This is a genomic window from Brevundimonas sp. FV2ps16, assembly GCF_058681075.1.
Genome location: NZ_CM178728.1, coordinates 130792 through 157163, shown reverse-complemented (window position 1 = coordinate 157163; position 26372 = coordinate 130792). Strand labels below are relative to the sequence as shown.

Annotated in this window: 28 protein-coding genes; 17 read left to right on the top strand and 11 right to left on the bottom strand. The window is 68.2% G+C overall.

All coding sequences use genetic code 11. From position 1 onward, the window contains the following. Positions 1 to 53 precede the first annotated feature (53 nt). The 3 genes from ACW170_RS00785 to ACW170_RS00775 all read left to right on the top strand — a co-directional run bounded on the left by ACW170_RS00785 (position 54) and on the right by ACW170_RS00775 (position 2108). Positions 54 to 1127 carry a bifunctional transcriptional activator/DNA repair enzyme AdaA gene (locus ACW170_RS00785; RefSeq protein ID WP_492087808.1) on the top strand — a complete coding sequence of 358 codons (1074 nt, stop codon included), beginning with the start codon at positions 54 to 56 and terminating at the stop codon, positions 1125 to 1127. Beyond that, positions 1120 to 1644: a methylated-DNA--[protein]-cysteine S-methyltransferase gene (locus ACW170_RS00780; RefSeq protein WP_492087807.1), complete on the top strand. Its 525-nt coding sequence runs from the start codon at positions 1120 to 1122 to the stop codon at positions 1642 to 1644. Before ACW170_RS00785 ends, ACW170_RS00780 begins: the two co-directional genes overlap by 8 nt. 65 nt (positions 1645 to 1709) lie before the next feature. After that, positions 1710 to 2108: a host attachment family protein gene (locus ACW170_RS00775; protein WP_492087806.1), complete on the top strand. Its 399-nt coding sequence runs from the start codon at positions 1710 to 1712 to the stop codon at positions 2106 to 2108. Between the two features lie 57 nt (positions 2109 to 2165). On the opposite strand, the gene ilvA is transcribed toward ACW170_RS00775, so the two are convergent. Next, positions 2166 to 3680 carry a threonine ammonia-lyase, biosynthetic gene (gene ilvA / locus ACW170_RS00770; RefSeq protein WP_492087805.1) on the bottom strand — a complete coding sequence of 505 codons (1515 nt, stop codon included), beginning with the start codon at positions 3678 to 3680 and terminating at the stop codon, positions 2166 to 2168. A 499-nt stretch (positions 3681 to 4179) separates the two neighbouring features. On the opposite strand from ilvA, the gene ACW170_RS00765 reads away from it, so the two are divergent. From ACW170_RS00765 to nadC, 6 genes are all read left to right on the top strand, one after another. After that, positions 4180 to 4797, top strand: a complete 618-nt coding sequence (locus ACW170_RS00765) for a hypothetical protein (RefSeq protein WP_492087804.1) — start codon at positions 4180 to 4182, stop codon at positions 4795 to 4797. Then, positions 4790 to 4999 (top strand): helix-turn-helix transcriptional regulator, encoded by a 210-nt coding sequence (locus tag ACW170_RS00760; RefSeq protein ID WP_492087803.1) that lies wholly within the window; start codon positions 4790 to 4792, stop codon positions 4997 to 4999. Before ACW170_RS00765 ends, ACW170_RS00760 begins: the two co-directional genes overlap by 8 nt. A gap of 83 nt (positions 5000 to 5082) precedes the next feature. Beyond that, entirely contained in the window at positions 5083 to 6162 is a 1080-nt protein-coding gene (gene nadA / locus ACW170_RS00755) for a quinolinate synthase NadA (RefSeq protein WP_492087802.1), read from the top strand. A gap of 30 nt (positions 6163 to 6192) precedes the next feature. Continuing rightward, entirely contained in the window at positions 6193 to 7074 is an 882-nt protein-coding gene (locus ACW170_RS00750; protein WP_492087801.1) for a metalloprotease, read from the top strand. Further along, on the top strand, positions 7074 to 8588 hold the full coding sequence (locus ACW170_RS00745; RefSeq protein ID WP_492087800.1) for an L-aspartate oxidase: 1515 nt from the start codon (positions 7074 to 7076) through the stop codon (positions 8586 to 8588). Before ACW170_RS00750 ends, ACW170_RS00745 begins: the two co-directional genes overlap by 1 nt. Continuing rightward, entirely contained in the window at positions 8585 to 9445 is an 861-nt protein-coding gene (gene nadC, locus ACW170_RS00740) for a carboxylating nicotinate-nucleotide diphosphorylase (protein WP_492087799.1), read from the top strand. Before ACW170_RS00745 ends, nadC begins: the two co-directional genes overlap by 4 nt. A 4-nt stretch (positions 9446 to 9449) precedes the next feature. Here nadC and ACW170_RS00735 read toward each other — a convergent pair whose 3' ends face one another. After that, positions 9450 to 10616 carry a cell wall hydrolase gene (locus ACW170_RS00735; RefSeq protein WP_492087798.1) on the bottom strand — a complete coding sequence of 389 codons (1167 nt, stop codon included), beginning with the start codon at positions 10614 to 10616 and terminating at the stop codon, positions 9450 to 9452. 434 nt (positions 10617 to 11050) lie between these two features. Between ACW170_RS00735 and ACW170_RS00730 the strand changes: the two genes are divergently transcribed. Then, positions 11051 to 11236 carry a hypothetical protein gene (locus ACW170_RS00730; RefSeq protein ID WP_492087797.1) on the top strand — a complete coding sequence of 62 codons (186 nt, stop codon included), beginning with the start codon at positions 11051 to 11053 and terminating at the stop codon, positions 11234 to 11236. A 232-nt stretch (positions 11237 to 11468) separates the two neighbouring features. Next, entirely contained in the window at positions 11469 to 11825 is a 357-nt protein-coding gene (locus ACW170_RS00725; RefSeq protein ID WP_304936432.1) for a DUF6481 family protein, read from the top strand. Between the two features lie 90 nt (positions 11826 to 11915). Here the strand turns inward: ACW170_RS00725 and ACW170_RS00720 are convergent, their stop codons facing one another. Then, positions 11916 to 14714, bottom strand: a complete 2799-nt coding sequence (locus ACW170_RS00720; RefSeq protein ID WP_492087796.1) for a hybrid sensor histidine kinase/response regulator — start codon at positions 14712 to 14714, stop codon at positions 11916 to 11918. Between the two features lie 133 nt (positions 14715 to 14847). Between ACW170_RS00720 and ACW170_RS00715 the strand changes: the two genes are divergently transcribed. The 4 genes from ACW170_RS00715 to ACW170_RS00700 all read left to right on the top strand — a co-directional run bounded on the left by ACW170_RS00715 (position 14848) and on the right by ACW170_RS00700 (position 18615). Beyond that, positions 14848 to 15327, top strand: coding sequence for a Dps family protein (locus ACW170_RS00715; RefSeq protein ID WP_492087795.1), 480 nt, complete (start codon positions 14848 to 14850; stop codon positions 15325 to 15327). A gap of 98 nt (positions 15328 to 15425) precedes the next feature. After that, positions 15426 to 16529 (top strand): cell wall hydrolase, encoded by a 1104-nt coding sequence (locus ACW170_RS00710; protein WP_492087794.1) that lies wholly within the window; start codon positions 15426 to 15428, stop codon positions 16527 to 16529. Between the two features lie 90 nt (positions 16530 to 16619). Further along, positions 16620 to 18137, top strand: a complete 1518-nt coding sequence (locus ACW170_RS00705) for a sensor histidine kinase (RefSeq protein WP_492089212.1) — start codon at positions 16620 to 16622, stop codon at positions 18135 to 18137. A gap of 70 nt (positions 18138 to 18207) precedes the next feature. Then, positions 18208 to 18615 carry a response regulator gene (locus ACW170_RS00700; protein ID WP_492087793.1) on the top strand — a complete coding sequence of 136 codons (408 nt, stop codon included), beginning with the start codon at positions 18208 to 18210 and terminating at the stop codon, positions 18613 to 18615. Between the two features lie 18 nt (positions 18616 to 18633). On the opposite strand, the gene trxB is transcribed toward ACW170_RS00700, so the two are convergent. Next, positions 18634 to 19641: a thioredoxin-disulfide reductase gene (gene trxB / locus ACW170_RS00695; protein ID WP_492087791.1), complete on the bottom strand. Its 1008-nt coding sequence runs from the start codon at positions 19639 to 19641 to the stop codon at positions 18634 to 18636. 70 nt (positions 19642 to 19711) lie between these two features. On the opposite strand from trxB, the gene ACW170_RS00690 reads away from it, so the two are divergent. Beyond that, positions 19712 to 20008, top strand: a complete 297-nt coding sequence (locus ACW170_RS00690) for a glycine zipper domain-containing protein (RefSeq protein WP_492087790.1) — start codon at positions 19712 to 19714, stop codon at positions 20006 to 20008. A 183-nt stretch (positions 20009 to 20191) separates the two neighbouring features. Here the strand turns inward: ACW170_RS00690 and ACW170_RS00685 are convergent, their stop codons facing one another. The 5 genes from ACW170_RS00685 to ACW170_RS00665 all read right to left on the bottom strand — a co-directional run bounded on the left by ACW170_RS00685 (position 20192) and on the right by ACW170_RS00665 (position 22982). Beyond that, the gene (locus tag ACW170_RS00685) at positions 20192 to 21178 is read right to left on the bottom strand and encodes a mitochondrial fission ELM1 family protein (RefSeq protein ID WP_492087789.1); all 987 of its coding nucleotides are present in this window, start codon (positions 21176 to 21178) and stop codon (positions 20192 to 20194) included. A 5-nt stretch (positions 21179 to 21183) separates the two neighbouring features. Further along, the gene (greA, locus tag ACW170_RS00680) at positions 21184 to 21657 is read right to left on the bottom strand and encodes a transcription elongation factor GreA (protein WP_271164338.1); all 474 of its coding nucleotides are present in this window, start codon (positions 21655 to 21657) and stop codon (positions 21184 to 21186) included. A 145-nt stretch (positions 21658 to 21802) separates the two neighbouring features. Beyond that, positions 21803 to 22003, bottom strand: coding sequence for a hypothetical protein (locus ACW170_RS00675; RefSeq protein WP_492087788.1), 201 nt, complete (start codon positions 22001 to 22003; stop codon positions 21803 to 21805). A 53-nt stretch (positions 22004 to 22056) separates the two neighbouring features. After that, positions 22057 to 22722: a glutathione S-transferase gene (locus tag ACW170_RS00670; RefSeq protein WP_492087787.1), complete on the bottom strand. Its 666-nt coding sequence runs from the start codon at positions 22720 to 22722 to the stop codon at positions 22057 to 22059. A 59-nt stretch (positions 22723 to 22781) separates the two neighbouring features. Beyond that, complete coding sequence (locus tag ACW170_RS00665; protein ID WP_492087786.1) at positions 22782 to 22982, bottom strand: cysteine protease; 201 nt, start codon at positions 22980 to 22982, stop codon at positions 22782 to 22784. Between the two features lie 125 nt (positions 22983 to 23107). Between ACW170_RS00665 and ACW170_RS00660 the strand changes: the two genes are divergently transcribed. Then, positions 23108 to 24403, top strand: a complete 1296-nt coding sequence (locus ACW170_RS00660; RefSeq protein WP_492087785.1) for a dicarboxylate/amino acid:cation symporter — start codon at positions 23108 to 23110, stop codon at positions 24401 to 24403. Positions 24404 to 24410: 7 nt separating this feature from the next. On the opposite strand, the gene ACW170_RS00655 is transcribed toward ACW170_RS00660, so the two are convergent. Both ACW170_RS00655 and ACW170_RS00650 read right to left on the bottom strand, forming a co-directional pair. Beyond that, complete coding sequence (locus ACW170_RS00655; protein WP_492087784.1) at positions 24411 to 25730, bottom strand: amidohydrolase; 1320 nt, start codon at positions 25728 to 25730, stop codon at positions 24411 to 24413. Positions 25731 to 25790: 60 nt separating this feature from the next. Then, positions 25791 to 26366, bottom strand: a complete 576-nt coding sequence (locus ACW170_RS00650; RefSeq protein ID WP_492087783.1) for a hypothetical protein — start codon at positions 26364 to 26366, stop codon at positions 25791 to 25793. Between the last annotated feature and the right edge of the window lie 6 nt (positions 26367 to 26372).

Here is a 26372-nt window from a genome sequence, read left to right as displayed (position 1 = left end):
TCCATGTCCGAAAACCGCGAGACATCGTCGGGCCGAGCCGCCATCGTGTGGTGATGGAACAGACGCTGGATCAGGAGGTCTGCTGGAGAGCCTTGGGGGCGCGGGATGCGCGGTTCGACGGGCGGTTCTTCACAGGCGTGACCTCGACGGGGATCTATTGCCGGCCGGTCTGTCCGGCACGGACGCCCCGGCGCGAGAATGTGGTGTTTCATCCCACGGCGGCCTCGGCGGAGGCGGCGGGGTTTCGCGCGTGCCTGCGGTGTCGGCCCGAGACGGCGCCTGAGATGGGGGCGTGGCGGGGGACGTCGAACACCGTCAGCCGGGCGTTGGCCCTGATTGAGGCAGGGGCGCTGGACGGGGGCGATGCAGACGCCCTGGCGGCGCGGCTGGGGGTGGGCGAGCGGCATCTGCGGCGGCTGTTCCGCCAGCACCTGGGCGCGGCGCCGGTCAGCGTGGCCCAGACGCGGCGCGTGCTGCTGGCCAAACAGCTGATCCACGAGAGCGACCTGTCGATGGCCGAGGTGGCGATGGCGTCGGGCTTCGGCAGCGTGCGGCGGTTCAACGAGACCTTCCAGGCCCTGTATGGCCGGCCGCCCTCCGAGCTGCGGCGGCGCAAGGGGGAAGGCGAGGGCGGGGGCGTGGTGAAGCTGGGCCTCGCCTATCGACCGCCCTATGATTGGCCCGCGATGATGTCGGCCCTGGCGGCGCGGGCCGCGCCGGACGAGAGCGTGGTGGACGGGGTCTGGCGGCGGCGGCTGCGGGTCGAGACGGACGGGACGGAGGGCGAGGTTTCCGTGCGGGCCGGGGCCATGGGCAAGGCGGTGGTGGAGGCTCGGGTGGACGAGCTGAGAGCCCTGCCCGGCGTGCTGGCGCGGGTGCGGCGGGTGTTTGACCTGGCTGCCGATCCCGAGGCGATCCGGCGCGATCTGTCGGTGGATCCGGACCTGCGCGCGGCGCTTGAGGCCTGGCCGGGATTGAGGCCGGCGGGCGACTGGGTCGACGGCGGGGAGGATGCGCCCAGCGATCGGTTGGCGGATGCGGCCCTTGCGGGGCGGGCCGAGCGGTGGCGGCCTTGGCGGGCCTATGGGGCGCTGTACTGGAACACGAAGGAGACGGGCGATGCCTAGACAGTCGATGACCTTGACCCTGGATCGGATCGGCTCGCCGGTGGGCGAGGTGCTGGTGGCGACCGACGGCGAGGGGGCGGTGCGGGCGCTGGACTTCCACGATTACGAGGAGCGGATGCGGCGGCTGCTGCGGCTTCACTACGGGCCGGTGGAACTGGTCGAGGGGCGGGCGCCGGAGGCGGTGCGCCGGGCGGTCGAGGCCTATTTCGGCGGTGATCTGGCGGCGTTCGACGGGGTGGCGGTCAAGACCGGCGGGACGGTGTTCCAGCAGGCGGTGTGGGCCGCGTTGCGGACCATTCCGGCGGGGGAGACGCGCAGCTATGGGCAGCTGGCGGCGGCGATTGGGTCGCCCAAAGCGGTGCGGGCGGTGGGGCTGGCCAATGGCTCCAACCCGGTCGGGGTGATCGTGCCTTGCCATCGGGTGATCGGGGCGAATGGGACCCTGACGGGCTATGCGGGCGGGCTGGAGCGGAAGCGCTGGCTGCTGGCGCACGAGGCCGGCGGGCGGCTGCTCTGATCGGTGAGGCAACGGCATCGGTCCCAGGCCGTTACCTAAGGCCACAGACCGAAAGAGTATCGACGATGAAACTATCCAATGGCGCCCTGGTGGCCGTGGTCGACGGCGAGAAGCTGGCCCTGTTCAAGAACACCAATGCCCAGGAGATCCGGCTGACGGCCCTGGAGACGCCGGCGATCGAGGATCGGGTCTCGGGCTCGGCCGGTCGTCGCTCCAGCGAGGCCAATCCCGATAACGACACCCAGGCCGAGGACGGTTTCGCGATGGGCGTGGCCGAGGTGCTGAACAAGTGGTCGGTCACCAACAAGATCGACGAACTGCTGGTCATTGCCGCCCCCAAGACCTTGGGCGAGTTGCGCAAGCACTGGCACAAGGATCTGCAGGGGAAGCTGGCGGGCGAGATCGCTAAGGACCTGACCGGGCACAGCACGGATCAGATCGCTGCGGCGATTGAAAAAGCTTGATTTATTAGATGGTTAGTTGAAGGGGGCGGCCGGCGACGGTCGCCCCTTTTTCGTGGTTCAGGCGCCGTCCAGGAACAGGCGGCAGGCGGGGTTGGCGGTTTCGTCGACATAGGGGTAGCCCAGGTCGGCGAGGGCGGCGGACAGTTGGGCCTGTTCTTCGGGGGGGACGCTGACGCCCGCCAGCACCCGGCCGACGTCGTCGCCGTGGTTGCGGTAGTGGAACAGGGTCAGGGCCCAGGCGGGCTGGAGGCTGTTGAGGAAGCGCAGGAAGGCGCCGGGCCGTTCGGGGAACTGGAAGCGCAGGATGCGTTCGTGGGGCAGGCCGACGGTGCGGCCGCCAACCATGTAGCGGACGTGCAGCTTGGCGGTCTCGTTGTCGCTCATGTCCTCGACGGCGTAGCCGTTGGAACGGAGGGTCGCGATCAGGTCGTCGCGCTCGTGCGGGCCGTTGCGCAGCGCGACGCCGACGAAGATCTGGGCCGCGCCGTCGCCGGACCAGCGGTAGTTGAACTCGGTGACCGAGCGGCCGTCCAGGCTGTCGAGGAAGCGGCGGTAGTCGTCGCGGTCGTCCTTCATCGCCACGGCCAGCAGGGCCTCGGCGCCCTCGCCGATCTCGGCGCGTTCGGCGACGTGGCGCAGCCGGTCGAAGTTCAGATTGGCGCCCGAGTTGACGGCGATCAGCGTGCCCGCGCCGGGATGGGCGGCGGCCCAGGCCTTCAATCCAGCAAGCGCGACGGCGCCCGAGGGTTCGGCGATGGCGCGGCTGTCGTCGAAGATGTCCTTGATGGCGGCGCAGATGGCGTCGGTGTCCACCAGGACGATCTCGTCCAGCAGATCCTTGCACAGGCGGAAGGTGTGATCCCCGGCGCGGCGCACGGCCACCCCGTCGGCGAACAGGCCGACCTCGTTCAAGGTCACCACCTCGCCGGCGTCGATAGCGGCCTTCATGGTGGGGGCGTCGACTGGCTCGACCCCGATGACGCGGGTGTCGGGGCGCAGGAATTTGACGATGGCGGCGACGCCGGCGGCCAGGCCGCCGCCGCCGATGGGCACGAAGACGGCCTCGATAGGGTCGGCGTGCTGACGGGCGATCTCAAGCCCTACCGTTCCTTGGCCGGCGATCACGTCGGGATCGTCGAAGGGGTGGATGAAGGCCGCGCCGGTCTGGCTCTCCACATAGCGGGCGTGCGCGTAGGCCTCGTCGAAACTGTCGCCGTGCAGGACCACTTCGCCGCCCAGAGCGCGGACGGCGGCCACCTTGATGCCGGGGGTGGTGGTCGGCATGACGATGACGGCGGGGATGTTGCGGCGGGCGGCGGCCAGGGCCACGCCCTGGGCGTGATTGCCGGCCGAGGCGCAGATGACCCCCTTGGACAGTTCGGCCTGGGTCAGGCCGGCGATCTTGTTGTAGGCGCCGCGAATCTTGAACGAAAACACCGGCTGCAGATCCTCGCGCTTCAGCAGCACGGGCCGCGCGAGCCGCGCCGACAGGCGGCGCAGCGGATCGAGGGGCGTTTCCTCCGCCACGTCATAGACGCGGGCGGTGAGGATGCGGCGGATGGTGTCTTGCATTCAAATGTCGCGAAGTCGGTGGGTTTTGGAATGAAGTGGGCTGTCGTCTAGGCGAAGTCGGGCGGATAGGGAACGGTTCTTGCTGCATGGCGTGGCGGTAAAACAATACGACAAACCGCCAAACCGCCAATATGCGCCGCACGAACCGCATGTTTCGGGGCGTCGAGAGGTCTGCGGCTGTGAGGCGGTTTTCTCCATGAGGACGACTATAAAGGCGGCCGAAACCAGGTCGCGGAACTCGCTCTCAGAATTCAGCAAGGCGTTGAAATTGCGGGGCGGCAAGCAGCGACATTGTGGGCGATGGGCGGCTGAACCTCTCACAGGATGACGGCGTCACGAGTGGACGCCGGCAACGAGCCTCTTGACGCGTCGAGTAACCTATAGGTTATATGTCACCTGTAGGTGACGTGAGGCTGTTATGGACGATCATGAAAGACAAGACGTGCGGGCGCGAGAGGAGACACGAATCCGGCGGCAGAGGCTTTGTATCCTTCTCAGTATGGTCGGTCTGTGCGGCGCCGTGGGCGCCGTCATCGTCTGGATGGAGAGTCCGGAAGCCTTCGGATCGGACCCATGGCCCATCTGGCTCATCCTGGCGTGCGGCGTGGCGGCCATGATCTTCGGGGCATGGCGGTCGCAAAAGTTCCTGCCAAACGACGACACGAGAATGCTGGTCAAGGGGAGCTATCGCGATCGGGTTCAACGGCAGCGCGCGCATTCCATGGCGATCCTGCCGATCTCGGGCGGCTATCTGACCATCATGTCGGTCAAGGCGGCGTGGAGCGTAGTCACCGGAGAGGTCGACAGTCTGGACTACCTGATGGTGGTGATGGGCCCGATGGTCGCCGGCGTGATGCTGCTGATGGTGGCGGGGCTGGATAATCCCGGCGACAAGAAGATGAAGCGGCTGCTGGAGGATGAGCTGACGCTTTTGTTCCGGCGCAGGGCGTTGGCGACGGCGCTGGGGGTCGCGACCATCGGCATGGTCGTGGTGTTCGCAATCGGGCTGTGGCGGCCCGACGTGGCGGTCACGGCCCTGCCGGCCTTGCTCTATCTGACCGCCACGGCGGCGGTGTTGCGCTACTGGTGGCTGGACCGCGAGGCCGAGCGTGGCTGAGCCTCGGCTGGTCGTGCGGCTGAAGGAGGTTCGTACCGCCGCCGGTCTGACGCAGCAGGAATTGGCGGACCGGGCCAGGCTGTCGCGCAAGACGGTGAACACGATTGAAAACAGAGTGTTCACACCGTCGGTCGTGGTGGCCCTGACCCTGGCGAAGGCGCTGGATGTTCCGCTGAGCGACCTGTTCGAACTGATCGACTGAATAATTCCTTGCGCGCGGCCCCCATCGGCCTACATTGGCTGTGCTTATGCTAACTTTGAGCATAAGGGTCTAGGGAGACGGTCATGGCGGACGGCGCCTTTGGTCTGACGAAGGAACTGGAGCGGGAGACCGCCGGGGTGTGGGCGAAGGTCAAGGACCACGTCACGCCGCTGGAATGGCCGGCCCAGGCGCGGCTGATCAGCGAGATCAACCGGCTGAAGCGCGAGCGCGACGCCGTGATCCTGGCCCACAACTATATGACGCCCGAGATCTTCCACGGGGTCGGCGACTATGTCGGCGACAGCCTGGGCCTGGCCAAGGAGGCCGCGCGGTCGGATGCGAAGGTGATCGTCCAGGCGGGCGTGCACTTCATGGCCGAGACCTCGAAGATCCTGAGCCCGGAAAAGACCGTGCTGATCCCCGATCTGCGGGCGGGATGCTCGCTGGCCTCGTCGATCACAGGGGCGGATGTGCGGCTGATCAAGCAACGCTATCCGGGCCTGCCGGTCGTGACCTATGTGAACACCACGGCTGATGTGAAGGCCGAGACCGACATCTGCTGCACCAGCGCCAACGCCGTTCAGGTGGTGGAATGGGCGGCGAAGGAATGGGGCGTGGACCGGGTCATCCTGATCCCCGACGAATATCTGGCGCGCAATGTCGCGGCCCAGACGACGGTCGGGATCATCGCCTGGAAGGGCCGCTGCGAGGTGCACGAACGGTTCACGGTGGACGACATCGCCGAGATGCGCGCCGCCTATCCGGGCGCGGAGATCCTGGCCCACCCCGAATGCCCCGAGGACGTGCTGGCGGCGGCGGACTTCGCCGGTTCGACGGCGGCCATGACCGACTATGTCGAGGCGCGTCGGCCAAAACAGGTGGTGATGATCACCGAATGTTCGATGGCCTCGAACGTCGCCGGCGACGTGCCGGGGGTGCAGTTCATCGGGCCGTGCAACCTGTGCCCGCACATGAAGCGGATCACGCTGCAGAACATCCACGACTGCCTGCTGCACATGCAGTTCGAGGTGACGGTGCCGGAGGCGATGATCGAGCGCGGACGCATGGCCGTGCAGCGGATGATCGACCTGCCGCCGCCGGCGGTCCCGGCCCGCTATGACCTGGTCAAGGCGCGGCATCACGTCGATGTGGAGCTGATCTGAGGCGCGGCGTTCGGTCCCCTCGCCGGGAGCGTGCGCGACGCCCATCTGGACGCCATGAACAACACAGACACACCCGCCCGCACACCCAGCCGCACGCCGGGTCCTTGGGATTTGAAACCCGAGGAGGTCGCCGTTCGCGAGGCGCAGGCCCAGCCCGCCTTCGAGGAGCCGGTCGAGAAGGACCAGAGCCTGGTCTGGGCCGTGCTGTCCACGGCCCTGATGGCCGGCTTCCTGTGGTGGATCACGGGCAGCGTCATCGTGGCGGGGGCGGTGCTGATCGGCCTGTTCGTCCATGAGGCGGGGCACGCCGTGGTGATGAACAAGCTCGGCATGGGGCCGGCGCGGATCTACATCATTCCCTTCCTGGGCGGTCTGGCCAAGGCGCGGCGGGTGGCCAAGAGCGAGTGGCACGGGGTTCTGGTGTCGCTGGCCGGGCCGGCGTTCGGGCTCTTGGCCATGATCCCGTTCGTCGGGGTGTGGATGGCGACCGGGCAGGGGGAGTGGCTGATGGGCGCCTTCTTCATCGCCATGCTGAACCTGGTGAACCTGGTCCCCGCGCCGCCGCTGGACGGGTCCAAGGCCCTGGGGCCGGTGCTGACGCGGGTGCATCCGCGACTGGAGCAGATTGTCCTGTTGGTCATCGGCGCCGCGGTGCTGTGGTGGAGTATCTCGACGGGGCGTCCTTTCCTCGCGGTGTTCCTGGGCCTTTCCCTGTTCCAGCATTTCCGTCGCGGCGTCTGGCGCGCGGCCTGGGGCACGCTGAGCTGGCCCGAGGCGGGCAAGAGCCTGGCGCTTTATCTAATGACCCTGGCCGTCTGTGCGGCGGCGGCGGTCGGCGCCCTGATGCCTATGGTCGAAGGCGATCCCGCGAGCGCGGTGCGCCTGGGCCTCAACTCTCTCGGAGTGCGGTGATGAACCGAACGCGACATGACGGGCCGCTGATCGTCGGCGCGGGTCTGGCGGGGCTGTCGGCCGCGCTGGAGGCGGCGCGGGCGGGGGCGAAGGTTCTGGTGGCGACGCCGGAGCCCTTGCTGAACGCCTGTTCCTCGGCCTGGGCCCAGGGCGGGATGGCGGCGGCACTGACGGCTGTGGATTCGGCTGAACTGCACGCGAAGGACACCGAGGCGGCGGGCGCGGGTCTGGTCGAGCCGGGCGCGGCCCAGGCCCTGACGGGCGCGGGGCGCGAGACAGTGGAATGGCTGGCGGCCCAGGGCGCGCCGTTCGACCGGGATGCGGACGGGGGTTTTGTGGTCAGTCTGGAGGCGGCGCATTCGGTGCCGCGCGTGGCGCGGGTCGGCGGCGACGGGGCTGGGCGGGCGATCCTGTCGGCCGTGGTGGCGGCGGTGCGGGCCGAGAAGCTGATCGAGGTCTGGGACGAGGCGCGGCTGAAGGGCCTGGTGCAGGACGCCGACGGCCGGGTGGTCGGGGCGGTGGTCGAGCGCGGCGGACGGCTGGTGGAGGTCACGGCGACGGCGGTGGTGCTGGCCACCGGCGGGGCGGGCGGACTGTTTGCGGCGACCACGACGCCGGCGGCGCTGAAGGGCGAGGGGATGGCGCTGGCGGCGCGGGCGGGGGCGGAGATCCTGGATCCCGAGTTCGTGCAGTTTCACCCCACGGCCATAGACGTAGGGCTGGACCCGGCGCCCCTGGCGACCGAGGCCTTGCGGGGCGAGGGGGCGCGGCTGATCGACGGGCAGGGGCGGTTCCTGCTGGGGGCCGAGGACGACGCCGACCTGAAGCCGCGCGACGTGGTGGCGCGGGCGGTGCATGCGGCGCGGATCGACGGGCGGGGCGCCTTTCTGGATGCGCGCACGGCCATAGGCGACGCGTTTCCGCATGAGTTTCCGGCCGTCTTCGCCGCCTGTATGCGCAGCGGTCTGGACCCGCGCATCAGTCCGATACCGGTAATGGCGGCCTGCCACTATCACATGGGCGGGATCGCCGCCGATGCGGACGGTCGCACGACGGTCGCGGGCCTGTATGCGGTCGGGGAATGCGCGGCGACGGGGGTGCATGGCGCCAACCGGCTGGCGTCCAACTCCCTGCTCGAGGCGGCGGCCTTTGGACGACGCGCCGGGCGGGCGGTAGCGGGCGAGGTGGGCGGCGGGCGCGCCTTGCCGGTCGTCGCGGCGCCGGACCTGCCCGAGGCGGCCCTGGCCGAGTTGAGGGCGGGGATGACGGATTATGCGGGGGTGGTGCGCGACGCCGAGGGTCTGACGGGGCTGATCGCCCTGATCGACCGGCTGGAGGCCCAGCACGGGGCGGCGGCGGCGCTGGGGGCGGCGCGGCTGATCGTCCGGGGCGCGCTGGACCGGTGCGAGAGCCGGGGGGGGCACTACCGGTCGGATTATCCGCAGACGGAGGCTGAAGCGCGCCATACGCGCGTCCGGGCGGCGCGGGCGGCGGTGCTGGAGGCGGCGGAATGAGCCGCGCCCTGCCCGATGTATTGATCGAACCGGTCGTACGGATGGCCCTGGCCGAGGATCTGGGGCGGGCGGGCGATGTGACCGCCGCGGCCTGTATTCCCGAAGGGGCGCGGATGAAGGCGGCCTTTGTCGCGCGCAAGCCGGGGGTTCTGGCCGGGATCGACTGCGTGCGGCTGGCGGTGCTTGCGATGGACCCGGAGGCCGCCGTTGAGGTGCGGCTGAGGGACGGGGCGGCGTTCGAGGCGGGGGCAGTGCTGGCGGTGGTGGAGGCGGATGCGCGGGCGTTTCTGTCGGCCGAGCGGACGGCGTTGAACCTGGTCGGGCGGCTGTCGGGCGTGGCGACCCTGACGCGGGCCTATGTCGAGGCGGTGGCCGGGACCGGGGCGCGGATCGCCGATACGAGGAAGACCACGCCGGGCCTGCGGGCGCTGGAGAAACATGCGGTGGCGTGCGGCGGGGGGATGAACCATCGCTTCGGCCTGGATGACGCCATCCTGATCAAGGACAACCATGTGGCCGTGTGCGGCGGGGTGGCGGAGGCCGTCCGGCGGGCGCGGGCCTTTGCGCCCCATCTGATGAAGGTCGAGGTCGAGGTGGACGGGCTGGATCAGCTGGACGCCGTGCTGGACCTGATCGCCGAGGGCGCAGCGCCGGACGTGGTCATGCTGGACAACTTCAGCCTGGCGGACCTGAGGATCGCCGTGGCGCGCGTGGCAGGGCGCCTGACGCTCGAGGCGTCAGGCGGGGTCGATCTGACGACGGTGCGCGCCATCGCCGAGACCGGGGTGGACGTCATCTCGGTCGGCGCACTGACCCATTCGGCGCCCGTGCTGGACATCGGCCTGGACGCGCTTTGAGGCTTTAGGCCGGGTTGGAGACGTCCGTGGCCTCGACCTTGGCGGCGGTCTTGGCGGGGGTGACCGCAGGGCGGGCCGTGCGAGCCGAAGCCTGGGCTGCTGGCGGCGTCGGCTGGGCGCGGGGTGCGCCGGCGTCAGTGTGAGGTGCGGCTTGCGGGCGCGGCTGAGGCGCAGGGGCCGGTTCAGGCGCGGACAGGCCTTCCTGGGCCAGGACCAGAGAATAGGCGACGGCCTGGCCGGCCTGGCGCGCGGCCTCGACCGGATCGAGCCCGGCCTGGATCAGGCGGGGTTGGTCGTCCGAGGTCGAGGGGCGGGCGGCATAGGTGAAGGCGCCGCTGGAGCCCGAGCGACCGCCGAAGCGGTAGAAGAGGTGGCTGCCGACCTGGTTCACCCGGATCAGCGAATTTCGCCAGACGGGCGAGACGCCCGTGGTGTGGAAATGGGTGGCGTTGCCCACGCCGGAATAGACCGAGCCGGACAAGGCGCCCGAGGCGATGGTCTTGGCGCGGTTCCAGGCGGCGGTGTTGACCCGGCCGCGCATGGCGCCGTTGCAGGTGAAGGAGAACTGGCAGCCGGTCCGTCGGGCCGCGCCCTGATAGACGACGCCGCAGATGGTCTTGGGGAAGGCGGGGTGGCGGACGCGGTTCAGGACCACCTGGGCCACCGCCTGCATGCCGTCGCGGCCTTCGCCGCGCGCTTCGTAATAGACGACCTGGGTCAGGCAATCGAGGTCGCGGCTGGCGTCCAGCGCGCTGGCCATGCGGAACGGCTTGGCGCCGACGGGCGAGGTCAGGTTGGCGCGACGCAGGTTGGGGTCGCGGTTATTGTCCAACTGGTCGAGGCGGGCGGTCAGCAGCTCCGCCTGACGGTCGCGCTGGGCCGAGCCCGCGCTGGTATAGGGATCGTGGCGACGGGCGATGGACAGGGCGCTGGCGTCCAGCCCGCCGGCGGCCGCCGACAGGGCCTCTTCGGTGAAACCGGCCGCGGTGGCGCCCTGAATCCGCTCGGCCTGGGCGCGCAACGTCGTCGTGCGCGCCAGAGTCCCGCCCAGATAGGCGCCGCCGATCGCCAGTCCCACCAGACCGCCAAAGGCCGCAGCAGCCGTCATGGGCTTGATCTTCGCCACACGATCGGCGCGCGATACGGCGCGCGTCTGAGAGGAATGCGACAACGGTTCGTCCTGTTTCAGCAGGGCGAGAAACGCTGCCCCCGGGTAGTCTCGCCTTCCAGGCGACCGTGACAGTCGCATTCCGGATGACGTTTCAACGCACGGCGTAATCCGCCCGACGTCGAGGACGGGCCTATATAACGGAGTTTGTGACCTGAATGTGGCTGATTCGCAAGTGTGGGGTTAAGGCTTCGAAAGGATTAGGTGTTTTCACTGTAACCTCAGGACATTTTCGCAGCTGGGGCGACAATGTGACAGTCCTGAAGACGAATACTGTATTGGGTTTCATTGTGTCTTCATTCGACGGGGAGGCGTGAACGCATTTCAGCTAAGGCGCGGGAATCGTCTGTTCGCATTTAGGCCGAGTCGCGTATTCGGATCGCTACGGAACCTGAATGTCTGTTCAGCGTTGACACTTCACCTTTGGAGAGAAGCCCATGTCGAAGATCCTCACCCTGGCGGCTGTAACCGCTGGAGCCTTGGTCCTGGCCGCTTGCGGCACGACCATAGAACAGAAGGCGGCCAGCGGCGCCGTCGCGGGCGCAGTCGTCGGCGGACCGGTCGGCGCGGCGGTGGGCGGAGCCGCCGGCACGGCGGTCGGTCAGGCGCAAAAGCCGAACTAGGCCACGGCGCGCCCTTGTCATCGCGAGGGCGCGACCTATCTGCATCACTAAGGCGCCCGAGGCGCGCGATATGCGCTTCAAATGGCGCGCCGGCCCGATTTCGCCGCTGCAAACCTTGCTTTTAGCGCCCGTATCGGGTTTGTGCGCCCCGCTTCGGGTCGTGCGTTTCTAGTCGCCGCCCGACCCCCGATAGCCGCCCCTGGCTGTTCACAAGGAACCCTGACGCTTTCGCATGAAAGATCTGAAGACCGGATTTTCCGACCGCATTACCGCCCAGCAGGAGGCCAAAAAGGCCCTGCTCGCCAAATTCAAGCCGAAGGCCGCCGCCCCCGACCCCGAATTCGAACGCCTCGCCGAAAAGCGCGCCGCCGAGAAGGAAGCCCTGCGCCAGCAGCACGAGCTGGCCAAGGCCGAACAGCGCCGTGAGAAGGCCGAGAAGGACGCGGCCCGCATGGCCGCCGATCTGGAGGCCCAGGAAGCCGTAGAGGCCGAGAAGCGCGCCGACCGCAAGGCGCGCAAACAACTGACCAAGGAAGAGCAGAAGGCCAAGCGGGACGCCCGCTACGCCGCCCGCAAGGCGCGTCGCTAGTTCACTGGCCGTCTGACCGAAAGATTTGCGCGTCGCGAGTTTCGCGGCGTGCTTTTCTTTGCCTGCAGCGCCGCTGCGCCTGAAGCGGACCTATTCCGCCGGGAGGGCGGCCCGCCCGTCGACGATGCTGCGCAACTGTTCGGTCGAATAGGGTTTGCGCAGGAAGGGCCAGGGCGTGCCGGCCAAGGCCTGGTCCACGTCGTCGCCGACATAGCCCGAGGTCAGGGCGATACGCATCTCGGGCCAGTCCTGCGCAGCCTGACGCGCCAGATCGATGCCGCTCATGCCGCCGGGCATGACGATGTCGGTCAGCATGACGTCGAACCGGGCGTGGCGCAGCGCCTCGAGCGCGTCTGGCCCGCTCTCCGCCAGTTGCACCTCCAGGCCGAAGCTTTCCAGGAGATCCAGGGCCACAGCGGCGACGCTGGCGTCGTCCTCGACCAGCAAAATCCGACCGCCTCTGGAGGGAGCCCGTTCACTTGCGCTGCCTGTGGCGACGGGGGTGACGACATCTTCCGGGCGCAGCGGCGGAAGATAGAGACGGACCTCCGAGCCGCGTCCGACCGTCGATGTGACGTGGACCCCGCCGCCCGACTGGCGGGCGAAGCCATAGACCTGGCTGAGACCCAGGCCGGTGCCCTTGCCGACCGGCTTGGTGGTGAAGAAGGGCTCGAAGACACGGTCGATCACCTCGGCCGACATGCCCGATCCATTGTCCGACACCGTCACACAGACATAGTCGCCCGGCTCCAACTCGGCGACCTGACCGGCCTCGATAGCGCAGCTCATGGTCTGGATCGTGATCCGCGCGCCCTTGCCGCCCGTGACATCGCCAAGGGCGTCGCGGGCGTTGACGACCAGGTTGAGCAGGGCGGCTTCGAACTGAGCCGGATCGACCTTCACCAGCGCGCCGCCGCGCTTCAGCTTGACCTTGAAATCCACGGCCTCGCCCACAGCGCGGCGCAGCAGGGGCTCGCCCTCGCGGATCAGCCCGTTCAGGTCCAGAGGTTCTGGCCTCAGCGCCTGACGGCGTGAGAAGGCCAGCAATTGGTGGGTCAGGCTTTCGCCGCGTCTGGCCGCAGCCAGGGCGGCCTCGCCCAGCTTCTTCGTCTTGGCCGGATCGTTCGAGCGCAGGATGATGTCCAGCGCGCCGATGACGACCGTCAGCAGGTTGTTGAAGTCGTGCGCGACGCCGCCGGTCAGGCGGCCCACGGCCTCCATACGCTGGGCGTGCATCAGGTGGGCCTCGGCGGCGGCCTTTTCTTCCAGGGCCTCAGCGACCCGGACTTCCAGCAGTTCGTTGATATGTTTGAGGTCGTCCTCGGCCCGCTTGGCGTCCGTGACGTCCAGGCTGGCGCCGACATAGCCCTGGAAGCCGCCGGACGCATCGAAACGCGGCACGCCCTCCGTGCGGATCCAGCGCAGGCCGAGCGTCGGATGATTGACGCGGCTGAGCGCCTCGAACCGGTCACGGGCCTGGAAGGCGCGGAGAAAGGCGGCCTCGAACACCATTTCGTCGTCGGGATGGATCAGCCTGCGCCAGGCGTCGGCCAGCTGCTTCTGGGACCGGATGCCGCAGAAGCGGCGGTAGCGTCTGTTGCCGAAGACGATCCTGGAGCTGTCGTCGGTCATCCAGATCAGAGCCGGGGCGCTGTCGGCGACCGTGCGGAAGCGGACTTCGGACTCCGCCAGGCGAGCCTGGGCTTCGCGCATGTCGGTGACGTCGAAGGCCACGCCGACGAAGCCGATCACCGCCTTTCCGGCCAGGCGGGGTCGGGAGAAGGATTTCAGCCAGCGCCATTCGCCGTCGTATCGGCGATAGCGAGCCTCGAGCGAGAAGGGTTCGCCGGTGGCTTCGCCCGCGATGGATTCGTCGATGATGCGTTCCACATCGTCGGGATGAAGGGAGGCGCGCCAGTCGGCGGCCCGCGCCGTCTCATAGTCGGCGCCGAAATAGGCGACGTAGGCTTGATTGACGAACGACCTCTGTCGGTTCTGATCCGTGACCCAGATCAGGACCGGCGCCGTGTCGGCCAGAAGACGGAACCGGGTCTCGCTGTCGCGCAGGGCGGCTTCTGCGGCGCGGGCGTCGGTGACGTCGATGTTGACGCCGATCATGCCCATGAAGTCGCCGGCGGCGTTCAGACGGGGGCGAGCCTCGGTACGCAGCACGCGCCATTCGCCGTCCTGGCGACGATGGCGACCCTCCACGACATAGCCGGTGCGAGCGTCGTTGGCCTGTTGGGAAACGGCCAGGACCCGGTCGCGGTCGTCAGGGTGCAGAATGGCTTCGGCGTCGAACGCGCGCAGGTCCGCCCGCTCGCCCCAGAACAGGCGCTGGTCGCTGTTCAGGTGGATGACGTCGCCATTGGCGTCTGTCATCCACAGCATGACCGGGGCCAGTTCGCTGATGATGTGAAGCCGGTCTTCGGTCTCGTCTACGCGGGCGTTGGACAGGGACAAGGCCGAGACCACCGCATCGAGCCGGGCTAAGGTTCGGCGCAGCGACGCGCCCAGCCAGGTGCAGAACAAGCCGACGACAATGAAGTTCACCGTCGCGACAAGGCTGAGGCCTGGCTGCATGCCGGCGCTGGATCCGCTGCTGAGCGCCACCACGCCCCAGCCGCCGATTAGGGCGACGAAGACGGCTGTGGCGCCCGACAGCCGACCTCCTGCAAGAGCGGCGAGTATCACACCCGGCAAGAGGATCATGAAGCCGGTGATTTCGCCGTAGAAGGCCGCCCCCGCCGCGCGCATCGCCAGTGCGGCCCCGGCGCCGATCACGCCGATCAGGATACGAGTTCCGACAGAGCCGCGCTTTAGACGTGCAAGCGCCAGAAGGCTGCGATCAGCATCCAGAAATCGCGTGAAGAACGCATTTGCGTTCATGCCGCTCCGCCCTTATCGCGCCGATCTTGTGCAGCGCTTGTTGATGCAACGCTTGCTCGTGATTCGCGTTCCTTAGCGTCATGCTCGGACAGCGCCTGTCCGACGTAAAGACCAATCAACGGATGGAGCGAATATGACCGCAACGATCGACACCGGACTGTCCCAGACCGAGCGTGGCGATGTCGCCGAGCAGCTGACGCGGGTGCTGGCCGACGCCTATGCGGTCTATCTGAAGACCCACGGCTATCACTGGAACGTGCGGGGGCCGGAGTTCTTCGCCCTGCACAATCTGCTGGAGCAGCAGTATCGCGACCAGTGGGAGGCGCTGGACACCATCGCCGAGCGCATCCGGGCCCTGGGCGAGTTCGCCCCGCAGGGCTATGGCACCTTCGCCAATCTGACGAGCATTCGCGACGGCGATCCGGAGAAGGACGCGCCCGAGATGCTGCGCGAGCTGATGCGGGACCACGAGACCCTGATCGCCACCATGCGCGCGGCCCTGGATGTGGCGGACGGCGACGGCGATGACGTGACCGTCGATCTGCTGACCCAGAGACTGGGCGCGCATGAGAAATTCGCCTGGATGCTACGCTCGACGCTGGGCGGGCGATAACGTCGGTCGTTCTGGCGCCTGAAAACGGCCCCGAAGTCGGGCCATGATCGTCTTGAAGCGAGGCTCCGTTTTTGGAGCCTCGTCTTTTGTGGACATGAATGACACTGACGCATTGGAAGACGGTCTGGACGGCGCTGAAGCGCTCGGCGGCGGCCCTGCCGGCCGCCGGCGCCGTATTGGGCGTCGCCATGGCGGCGGGATCGACCGTCCGGCCCGACGTGGATCGCACGGCCGAGGCGGTGGCGCGGGTGACGGGCGGGGATCTGAGCGCGGCGGGTCTGGATGCGGTCAAGGGGCGGTTGACGCCGTCTCAATTGGCGCTGGCGCAACGCCACGACCCGGGCTTGCAGCCGGCGGTCTACAAGCCTGACGATACTCTGTTGGCGACCGGCGCTCTGCGCCCGGCCCGACCCTTCGTGTTCAAGGGCAGCGCTGAAGATCGCCGGCGCGCGCTGCGTTGCCTGACCCAGGCGGTCTATTTCGAGGCGGCGCTTGAGCCGGACGCCGGTCAGGCTGCGGTGGCCCAGGTGGTGCTGAACCGGGTGCGCGATCCCAACTACGCCAAGACGGTGTGCGGCGTAGTGTTCGAGGGCGCCGAGCGGATCACCGGCTGTCAGTTCAGCTTCACCTGCGACGGGTCGCTGTCCCAGGCGCCGGTCGCCTGGGCCTGGGAGCGGGCGCGCAAGGCGGCGGAGAAGGCGCTGAACGGCGAAGTGGCCCAGCAGGTGGGAACCGCTACGCACTATCACGCCGACTATGTCGATCCCTGGTGGGCGCCGTCGGTGGCCAAGGTGAACCAGATCGGGGTGCACATCTTCTATCGCTGGAAGGGCGTCTATGGCGAAACCGCCGCCTTCCGCACCGCCTATAGGGGGCATGAGCCGTTGATCGACGAGGCGCGGTTCTCGCGCCCGCGCCCCGGCGTTCAACCCGGTCAGGCGACCGGCGGAGCGGATCCGGATGCGCCGCCGCCCGAAGCCGCCGCGACGCCGATGAAGACCGTCGAGATCGATGGACAACAGCGGGTCGTCGGCGTGGTCAGCCTGGGCGGCCGTCGCCTGCCGACCCATGACGAGGTGGCCGCGATCAACGCCCGGCTTCAGGCGCTCGAACGCGCGGCGCCCTCTGCGCCCAATGTCGTCGTGGCGCCCGAAGGGGTGACGAGGATGCCGGTGGAGGAAGTGGGGCGACCCGCGAATTGACTTGGGCGCCGGGAGGCAATGCAACGCTTCGCCGGGTTGAAGCATTGAGGGCCGGCTTGACCGACACCGAACGAGGACGCCTGATTGACCGTGCCCGATAGAGACAGTCCTGGGTGGGACGAGTCCGAACGTCTGGCGATCCTTCGGGACTATGGTGTTCTGGATACCGAGAGGGAGGCGGCGTTCGATGACGTGGTCGCCCTGGTCGCCCGCATCTGCGAAACCCCCATCGCGGTCGTCAATCTGATCGACGCCGACCGGCAGTGGTTCAAGGCCGAGACCGGACTGGGCGTGCGCGAGACGCCCCTGGCCACCTCCTTCTGCGCCCACGCCCTGCTGCAGGAAGACGGCATGGTGGTGCCGGATGCGGCGGAGGATCCGCGTTTCATCGACAATCCGCTGGTGACCGGCGAGCCGGGTCTGCGCTTCTATGCCGGACGGCTTCTCAAGACCCCGGAAGGCCTGCCCTTGGGCACCTTGTGCGTGCTGGACACCAAGCCCCGGCCGGAAGGCCTCAACGAGCTGCAGACCATGGCGCTGGAGACCATGGCCCGTCAGGTCATGTCGCACATGGAACTGCGCCGGGCGCTGCGTCTGCGTAACGAAATGGAAGCCCAATTCCGCGTTCTAACTGACGCCATGCCGCAGATGGTGTGGTCGACGCGGCCGGACGGGTTTCACGACTACTATAACGCGCGCTGGTACGAGTTCACCGGCGTGCCGGCGGGTTCGACCGACGGAGAGGGCTGGAACGACATGTTCCATCCCGATGATCAGGCCCGGGCGTGGGAGCGCTGGAGCCGGTCCCTGGAGACGGGGGAGCCTTATGAGATCGAATACCGGCTGAAACATCATTCGGGCGTCTATCGGTGGACGCTGGGCCGGGCGGTGGCGGTGTTGAACGACGAGGGCGAGATTACGCGGTGGTTCGGGACCTGCACCGATATCGACGAACTGAAGCGGCTGGAGCAGGGCCGGGAGCTGATCAGCCAGGAACTGAGCCACCGGATCAAGAACATCTTCGCGGTGATCACGGCCCTGGTGGCGCTGTCGGCGCGGCAATATCCCGAGGCGAAGGCCTTCGCGGCCTCGCTGCGAACGCGGATTGCGGCTCTGGCGCGCGCCCATGAGTTCGTGCGGCCGCACACCGAGACGTCGAAGCCGACGGTGGGGCCGACGACCTTGCATGCCTTCCTGTCGGACCTGTTCGGCGCCTATGCGGACGATGCGGGGGCGGCGCGGGTGGTCATATCCGGGGATGATGCGGTGTTCGACGACCAGGCCGCCACCTCGGTCGCCCTGCTGTTCCATGAGCTGGCGACCAATGCGGCCAAATACGGCGCGCTGTCCAATGATCAAGGCCGGGTCGAGCTGACGACGCGGGGGGAGGACGGCCGGTTCGTGCTGGCCTGGACCGAGACCGGGGGACCGGCCGTGGGCGGGCCGCCTAAACAGACAGGCTTTGGATCTTCGCTGGCCTTGCTTTCGGTCGAAGGCCAGCTGGGGGGACGGTTGGTAAGCGAATGGCGGCCTGAGGGCCTCAAGATTGTGGTGGATTTGCCATCCACCGCGCTTTCCCGACGGCGCGCGGCGGAAAAGGCGATTTGATTAAGCCTCGCTTGAAACCCTTCGGACTAGTCTGCGTTTTGTCGGCTCCCGAACACAAGTTCAGACTGATATGACTGCGCGTATCCTCATCATCGAAGACGAAGCCCTCGTGGCGATGGAACTGCGCTTCGTGCTGGAAGACCTGGGCCACCAAGTGGTCGGGGTCGCGGCGACGGCGAAGTCGGCGCGTGACATGGCGCGCGAAACCGACGTCGATCTGGCGCTCGTCGATATCCATCTTTCGGACGGCCCCACAGGTATCGGCCTGGGGCGGGAGCTGGGGCAGGAGATGGGCGTGACCGTCCTGTTCATGACCGCCAACCCCGGCATGGTGCGCGAAGGGGTGGCGGGGACCATCGGCGTCCTGTCCAAGCCGACCGACGAACGCGCCGTCCAGACGGCCATCGACTACGCCCTGCGACGCCGTCAGGGCGAGCCGGTGCAATACGCGCCGCCGGGCCTGCAGTTGTTCGCCTGACGAAGGGCTAGGGGCCTGTCACCAGGCCCCGATCTTCTCGGCTTCCTTATGGCTGATCGGGTGGTTGGCCTTGGCGTGGTCTTCCTTGGCGAGGAAGCGGCTGGCTTCTAGCGCGGCCATACAGCCCATTCCCGCCGCCGTGACGGCCTGACGATAGACGTCGTCGGTGACGTCGCCGGCGGCCCATACGCCCTCGATCGCGGTCTGGGCCGTGCCCGGCTTGACCCGCAGATAGCCGCCCGAGTTGGTTTCGAGCTGACCCTTGAACAGTTCCGACGACGGGGCGTGACCGATGGCGATGAAGACGCCGTCGGCCGCGATTTCCTGGGTCGAGCCGTCCTCAACGTTCTTCAGCCGGACGCCGGTGACGTTCTTGGCCATGCCGTCGACGACGCCGACGATTTCCTCGATCGCCGAGTTCCAGATCACCTCGACCTTGGGATGGGCGAACAGGCGGTCCTGGAGGATCTTCTCGGCGCGGAACTCGTCGCGGCGGTGGACGACCGTGACCTTGGCGGCGAAATTGGTCAGGAACAGCGCCTCTTCCACGGCGGTATTGCCGCCGCCGACGACCACGACGTTTTTGCCGCGATAGAAGAAGCCGTCGCAGGTGGCGCAGGCGGAGACGCCGAAGCCCTGGTAGGCGGCCTCTGACTCCAGGCCCAGCCATTTGGCCTGGGCGCCGGTGGAGATGATGACGGTCTCGGCCAGGATCTCGTCGCCGCCGTCCAGCTTCAGGCGGAACGGGCGTTGCGACAGGTCGGCGGAGACGACGATGTCGTGGATGACCTCAGTCCCGACGTGCAGGGCCTGGGCCTGCATCTGCTCCATCAGCCACGGACCCTGGATGGTCTCGGCGAAGCCGGGATAATTCTCGACATCGGTGGTGATGGTTAGCTGGCCGCCGGGCTGGATGCCGGCGATGACGACGGGGTTCAGCGAGGCGCGGGCGGCGTAGATAGCTGCGGTCCAGCCGGCGGGGCCGGAACCGATGATGGCGACGCGTACGGTACGAGCTTGGGTCATGGCCCCTATTTAGGGGCTGATTCCCGTTTGCGCGATGTTAGTCTCGCCTGAAGCGTAGGGAGGAACGGGGATGAACGACAAGAAGGCGGCTTTCTTGCCGGTGGGCATAGGCGTGGGGATTGCGATCGGGGTGGCTTTGGGCTTGGCCCTGGGCAATCTGGCCCTGGGGATCGGGGTCGGGGTCGCCATCGGGGCCGGCCTGGGCGTGGCCTCTAGCGCGAAAGCCAAGTCAAAGAAGGGCGACGGTTCGGACGGCGGCGGGACGGTGATCCCGGACGGGGGCACGCATCATCACGGCGCCAAGCACGGGGACTCCGACGGGGGCTCTGACGGCGGCGGAGACGGCGGAGGTGGGGGCGGCGACTGAACCCCTCCTTTCGTCATCCTCCGGCAAGCCGCAGCTTTGCGGCGCAGACCGGGGGACCCAGCGGCGCCGAAGGCGATGCGTCCGCCGAACGCCGCTGAGCATCCAATCCGCGACAGGTTCGCGCTCACGCGCGCCGCTGGGTCCCCCGGTTCCGCTGCGCGGCCCGGAGGATGACGAAAGATTTTATCGCGTCCCCATCGCCTCAAGCGCCGCCCGCGCCGCCCGCTCGGTTTCGGCGAGAGGCGCGTAGGTCCAGCTTTCCAGCGTTCCATCGAAGGGACGGGTGGCGCCGCGTTCGGCCAGGTCGTCGTGCAGCCGAGCAAACTTGTCACCGGACTTGAGCGCGATCATGGACAGGATGTGGACAGGCTTGCCTGTGGATGCGGCCTCACCGGCCATGTTGGCGCTGTCCTCGGTGACCAGGATGTGGTCGGCGAAATGCAGGAAGCCGAACAGGGGGTTGTCGCCGGTTCCGTCCCAGATCCAGCCGGGCAGATCGGACAGGCGGGCGGTCATCACGGCCTTGGCCGCCTGCGGCGTGCGGCGCGAGAAGGTCAGCATCAGCGAACCGCCTGCTGCGCGAACGGCGTCGGCGATCTGGTCGGCCAGGTCCGCCGCATGGGCCTCGGTCAGGTCGAAGGCCTTGGATCTACCGCCCACCAGAACGGCGACGCGCGGATGGGGCAGGGGGGCGATCCGGTCGGCGAAGGCCGGCGCGGCCTCGGCGATCCGGTCGGGCGTGATGCGGTGGGGCGAGCCGGTGATCTCGAAGACATTGTCGCCCGACAGGCCGTCGTGTGCGGGGGCGACGATCATGTCGTAGCTGGCGTTCGACCAGCGCGGGTCCTGGGTCTGGACCACGAAGGTGCGGCACTGGCTCCAGGCCTTGACGCGGGTCGAGAGCGGCAGGGTGGCGCGGCCGGTGGCGATCCACAGATTGGGCCAGGGGGCGCTCAGGGTGTCGGACGTCGGCGCCAGCATGGCCGGCGTCTTGAAGGCCGACGGCAGGCGGTCGAACAGCGGACGCCAGCGGATGTGTTTGACGGCGATCTGGGCCGGCGTCAGGCGTTGAACCGCTTCGGCGAGGCCCAAGGCCTGGTTCTCGATCCCGGCGCGACCGTCGGAGACGACCCAGATGGAGAGGGGACGCGCGGATGCGGTCCCCGCCATCGGGCTTATTTCCACTCGACCTTGAGGATCTCGTAGGCCTTCACACCGCCGGGGGTGTTGACCTCGACGACGTCGCCGACCTCCTTGGAGATCAGGGCGCGGGCGATGGGCGAGGCGATGGAGACCTTGCCCTTCTTCACGTCGGCCTCGTGTTCGCCGACGATCTGGTAGCGGGCCTCGTCCTCGGTGTCCTCGTCGACCACGGTGACCGTCGCGCCGAACTTGACCTGGCTGCCCGACAGTTTCGACACGTCGATGACCTGGGCGCGGCTGATCTTGTCCTCGATCTCGGCGATCTGGCCTTCGATCCAGCCCTGACGCTCCTTGGCGGCATGGTATTCGGCGTTTTCAGACAGGTCGCCGTGTTCGCGGGCCTCAGAGATGGCCGCGATGACGCTCGGCCTTTCGACCGACTTCAATTGCTTCAGTTGATCGTCGAGGACGCGATAGCCCTCGCCCGTCATCGGCACTTTTTCCATTGGTGTCGTGATTTTTCTGGTTCGCCCGGAGACTGGAAAGACGCGAAATAGGCACACAAAAGGCCGCGGGGCGGGCGCGGCCGGGCATCAATACTAGGGTTTCGCACTCGTAAATTCAAGGCCTGCCCCGCGTCGATGGCGGAAATCAGGCTCGGGCGGGCGGTTCGGCCTTGGAATTGCGACGTGTCATGCCCTTGATCAGACTGTAGGCCAGCCAGCCGATGGCCGCGAGGCCCAGCAGCATGAAAAGGCCGGACACGAGGGCGGCGCCGGCGGCCATGAAGGCCAGAACGAAGGCCACCGCCGCCGTCAGGCCTGCTACAATCTGGATGGTTCTGAATTTCATGGGGGATTAACGCCGCTGGACCCGGCGGGTTGCGTCCCCCTTGTCTTGTCGCGTCAGGCGTAGCTGTAGGCGCCGCCCCGTTCCAGCGCGCGGACATAGGCGGGGCGGGCGTGGATTTTCTCGAGGAAGGCCTTCAGCCTCGGCTTGGTCGCCGGGTCGAAGGCGCGGTCGGCGCCGGCCTCGACCGGGAAGCTCATCATGATGTCCGCTGCGGTGAACTGGTCGCCGGCGAACCATTCGGAACGCCCCAGTTCGTCCTCCCAGAAGCCGACGTGGGTGCGCAGCTGCGGATCGACGAAACCGGTCAGGGCCTTGGCGGCGACGCCCTTGACCAGGGGCTTCAGCAGGCCCGGCGCGCGCTGCGGCAGCACGGAGAAGACCAGCTTCAGCAGCAGGGGCGGCATGGCCGAGCCCTCGGCATAGTGGAGCCAGTAGGTGAAGCGCCGCCCATCCTCGGTTCCAGCGGCGGGGCGAAGCCGGCCGGCGCCATAGGTTTCCAGCAGATAGTCGACGACGGCCCCGGTCTCGGCGACCTTGACGGCGCCGTCCTCGATCACGGGCGACTTGCCCAGCGGGTGGATCGCCAGCAGGGCGGTGGGCGCCAGGCGGCTATTGGGATCCCGCTCGTAGCGGATCACCTCATAGTCGAGGCCCAGTTCCTCCAGCAGCCAAAGCACCCGCTGGGAGCGGCTGTCGTTCAGATGGTGGACTTTGATCATGGGTCGGCTCCGTTCGAACGGGGCCGACTATTCCGCGCCGCCGTCGGGGAAGTCCAGACCTATCGCGGGGTGCGGCCGCTCCAGCGGGTGCGGGGTTCGGGGCGCGGCTTGGGGGCGGCGCCTTCGCGGCGGTTGCGCCAGACCTCATAGGCCAGGGTGGCGAGCGCCAGCTTGCCGGCGTGTCGCCCGGCGACGCGGCGACCGCCTCGGGACAAAAGCAGGCCGCCGAGCAGCGGGACGAGTTTGTGCAGACGGGACATGGAGGGCTCCTTCCCCGGCTCAACGCGCCGGCGGACGTCGCGTTTCGGCCTGCGACGACATGAACTGGAGGCGCAACCGCGAATTTCGACGGGCGCGACGGTGAAAGCGGTGCTAGCCGTGCGTCATGAAAAGATCTCGCGTCGCCGCCTTCTTCACCTCCCTGAGCTTTTTTGTCATTGCGGCCCTGGCCGCCGGGGTCGTCGTCGGCGCCCTGGCCCAGGAAGCCGACGCCCCATGGTTGACCGGCGCGCTGGGCGTAGTCGAGAGCCTGGGGCAGGTATGGTTGAACGCGCTGCGGATGACGGTCATCCCCCTGGTGTTCAGCCTGCTGGTGACGGGCATCGTCTCCATCGCCGACGCGGCGGCGACGGGGCGGATAGCGGTGCGGTCGTTGACGGTGTTCGGCCTGCTGCTGGTCGGGGCGACGGTCTATGCGATCCTGGCGGGCCTGGGGCTGCTGGCGCTGTGGCCCATTGATCCGGAGGCGGGGCGGGCCCTGCTGGCCGGAGTTCCGGCGGACTCGCTGGCGACGGTGGGCGAGGCGGCGCGGACGGACGGGCTGCGCGCCTTCCTGGCCAGCCTGGCGCCGGCCAATCTGATCAAGGCGGCGGCGGACGACGGGGTGCTGGCGGTGGTGGTCTTCGCCCTGGCCTTCGGCTTCGCCGCGACCCGGATCAAGGCCGAGCTGCGCCGGCCCCTGGCGGGCTTCTTCGAGGCGGTGGCCGAGACCCTGGTGGTGATCGTCCACTGGGTGCTGCTGGCCGCGCCGTTCGGGGTGTTCGCCCTGGCCCTGGGCGTGGGCTTGCGGGCCGGCCTGGGCGTGGCGGGCACCCTGGCCCATTATGTCGCCATCGTCTGCCTGAGCCAGATCGGCCTGATCCTGATCATCTATGTGGTGGCGACGGTCTGGGGGCGGATCTCGCTGGGCCGGTTCGCGCGCGCCGTGGCCCCGGCCCAGGTGGTGGCGGTCTCGACCCAGTCGTCGCTGGCCAGCCTGCCGGTGATGATCGAACGGGCGCGCGACTGGCTGGGCGTGCCCCAGACCTCGGCGGGTCTGGTCCTGCCGCTGGCGGTGGCGGTGTTCCGCATCACTAGCCCGGTCGCCAATCTGGCGGTCTGTCTGTACGTCGCCCAGCTGAACGGGGTGGAGCTGAGCCTGGCCGCCCTGATCGCCGGCGGGCTGACGGCTGTCGCCGTCTCCATCGCCTCGGTCGGCCTGCCGGGTCAGGTCAGCTTCTTCGCCAGCGTCGGCCCCATCTGTCTGGCCATGGGCCTGCCGCTGGGGGTGCTGCCCCTGCTGCTGGCGGTCGAAGTCATCCCCGACATCTTCCGCACCGTCGGCAATGTCACCGGCGACCTGGCGGCGACGCGGATCGTGGCGGGCGAGGACGGGGAAGAAGCGGCGGCCGAAGCCGCCTAATTGACCTCTAGTTCGTGCGGGGCATCAGGCCCTCGGCCGCCGCGACCGAGGCCTCGACGCCCAGGGTGACGGCCGGTTCCGGCGTGATCTTGAACAGGGGCGAATGGTGGCCGGCGGCCTGCTCAAGCTCGGCCTCCGGCGTGCCGCCGACGCTGAAATAGACGCCCTTCACCCCCGTCTCGGGCTGAACGAAATAGGCGAAGTCCTCGGCCCCCATGCCGCCGCGCGGGGTGTCGCGCAGCACGTCGGAGCCGAAGGTCGAGGCGAAGATGTCGCGCACCCGCTGGGCGGTCTCGCGGTCATTGATGGTCGCCGGCGTGGTCTCGGTGGCGGAACGGGTCACGACGGGCAGACGGTCCTCGGGCACGTTCAGGGCCAGGGCCGTGTTGCGGGCCACCCGGTCGATCCCGTCCAGCAGGGTCGTGCGAACCTCGGGGCTGTCGGCGCGGACGGTCAGTTGCAGATCGACCTGTTCGGGAATGATGTTGTGCTTGATCCCCCCGTGGATCGATCCGACGGTGACCACCGCCCCCTCCAGCGGACTGACCTCGCGGCTGCGCAGGGTCTGGAGCGAGACCACGATCTGGGAGGCCACCAAGACCGGATCGACCCCCAGGTGCGGATAGGCGCCGTGCGTGCCCACCCCGCGCACCGCGATATCGACGCTGTCCGAACTGGACGAGGTGATGTCCAGCGGGGCCTCGATCTTGCCGGTCGGGGTGTCGGCCGAGACGTGGAAGGCCAGGGCGTAGTCCGGCTTGGGGAAGCGGGTGTAGAGGCCGTCCTTCATCATGGCCCGGGCGCCGAAGATCCGCTCCTCCGCCGGCTGGCCAATCAGGACCAGGGTGCCGGACCAGTTGGCCTTGCGCGCCGCCATCTGACGCGCCGTGCCGACCAGGGCGGTGATGTGCACATCATGGCCGCAGGCGTGCATGACCGGCTTTTCGACCCCGTCGGCGTCCAGCTGCCGCGCCGTCGAGGCGTTGGCCAGGCCCGAGCGTTCCTGCAGCGGCAGGCCGTCCATGTCGGCGCGGATCATGACGGTGGGGCCGTCGCCGTTCTTCAGCACCGCGACCACGCCTGTGCCGCCGACGCCGGTCGTGACCTGATAGCCCAGGGCCGTCAGCTCGCGCGCCAGCCGCGCCGAGGTCTGGACCTCCTGCCCCGACAGTTCGGGATTGCGGTGGAACCAGTCGAACAGGGTCGCGAGATTGGCGTCATAATCCGCCTTCACCGCCGCCTTCAGACCGGCGTCCTGCGCCACGACGTGCGTCCCGGCCGCCAGAGCCAGAGCCATCGCCGCCGTGGTCAATATCGCGCGTTTCATGTCCGATCCCCCGACCCCGTTCGCGACCTTAGACCGGGATCGCGGCGAGACAAGAGGGCGTCAGCCGGGCGCGAAGATGAACTGGTCAGCCGCGACGATGGCGGTGACGGCGAGGGTGGAGACCAGATAGGTCATCAGGTTGGTCTTCCAACCCAGACGCAGACGCCGACTGGCGACGATCGTCAGCACCAACAGCGCGCCGACCATGATCAGGGGCAGGACGTAGAGGCCCAGTCCCATGGCCAGACTGATCCGGGCCTCGTCGTTCGGGTTGATCAGGCTGATCACCGCCGCCATCAGCCGCATGAACAGGGCGAAGAACAGGACGCCATAGGCGGCCAGGCTGTCGCGGGTCAGGACCAGGGCGAAGGCGATCAGGCCTCCGGCCAGGGTGACCAAGGGCCCGGCGGCCGCGATCAACAGGTCATGGTCGTGGGGTACGGCGCCGACGGGGGCGCTGCTGTTCAGGGTGACCGTCATCTCGTGCCCCAGAGCGACACCGGCTAACCAGTGCGCCCCTTCGTGAAGGACGAAGGTCGCGACCGCGATCAACAGCAGGAGGACGTAAAAGCCCGGTCCAACCTTGCGCGGCTCAACCATGTAGAAGTCCCCCTCGTCGCCGACGAAGGGGACCACGACGCC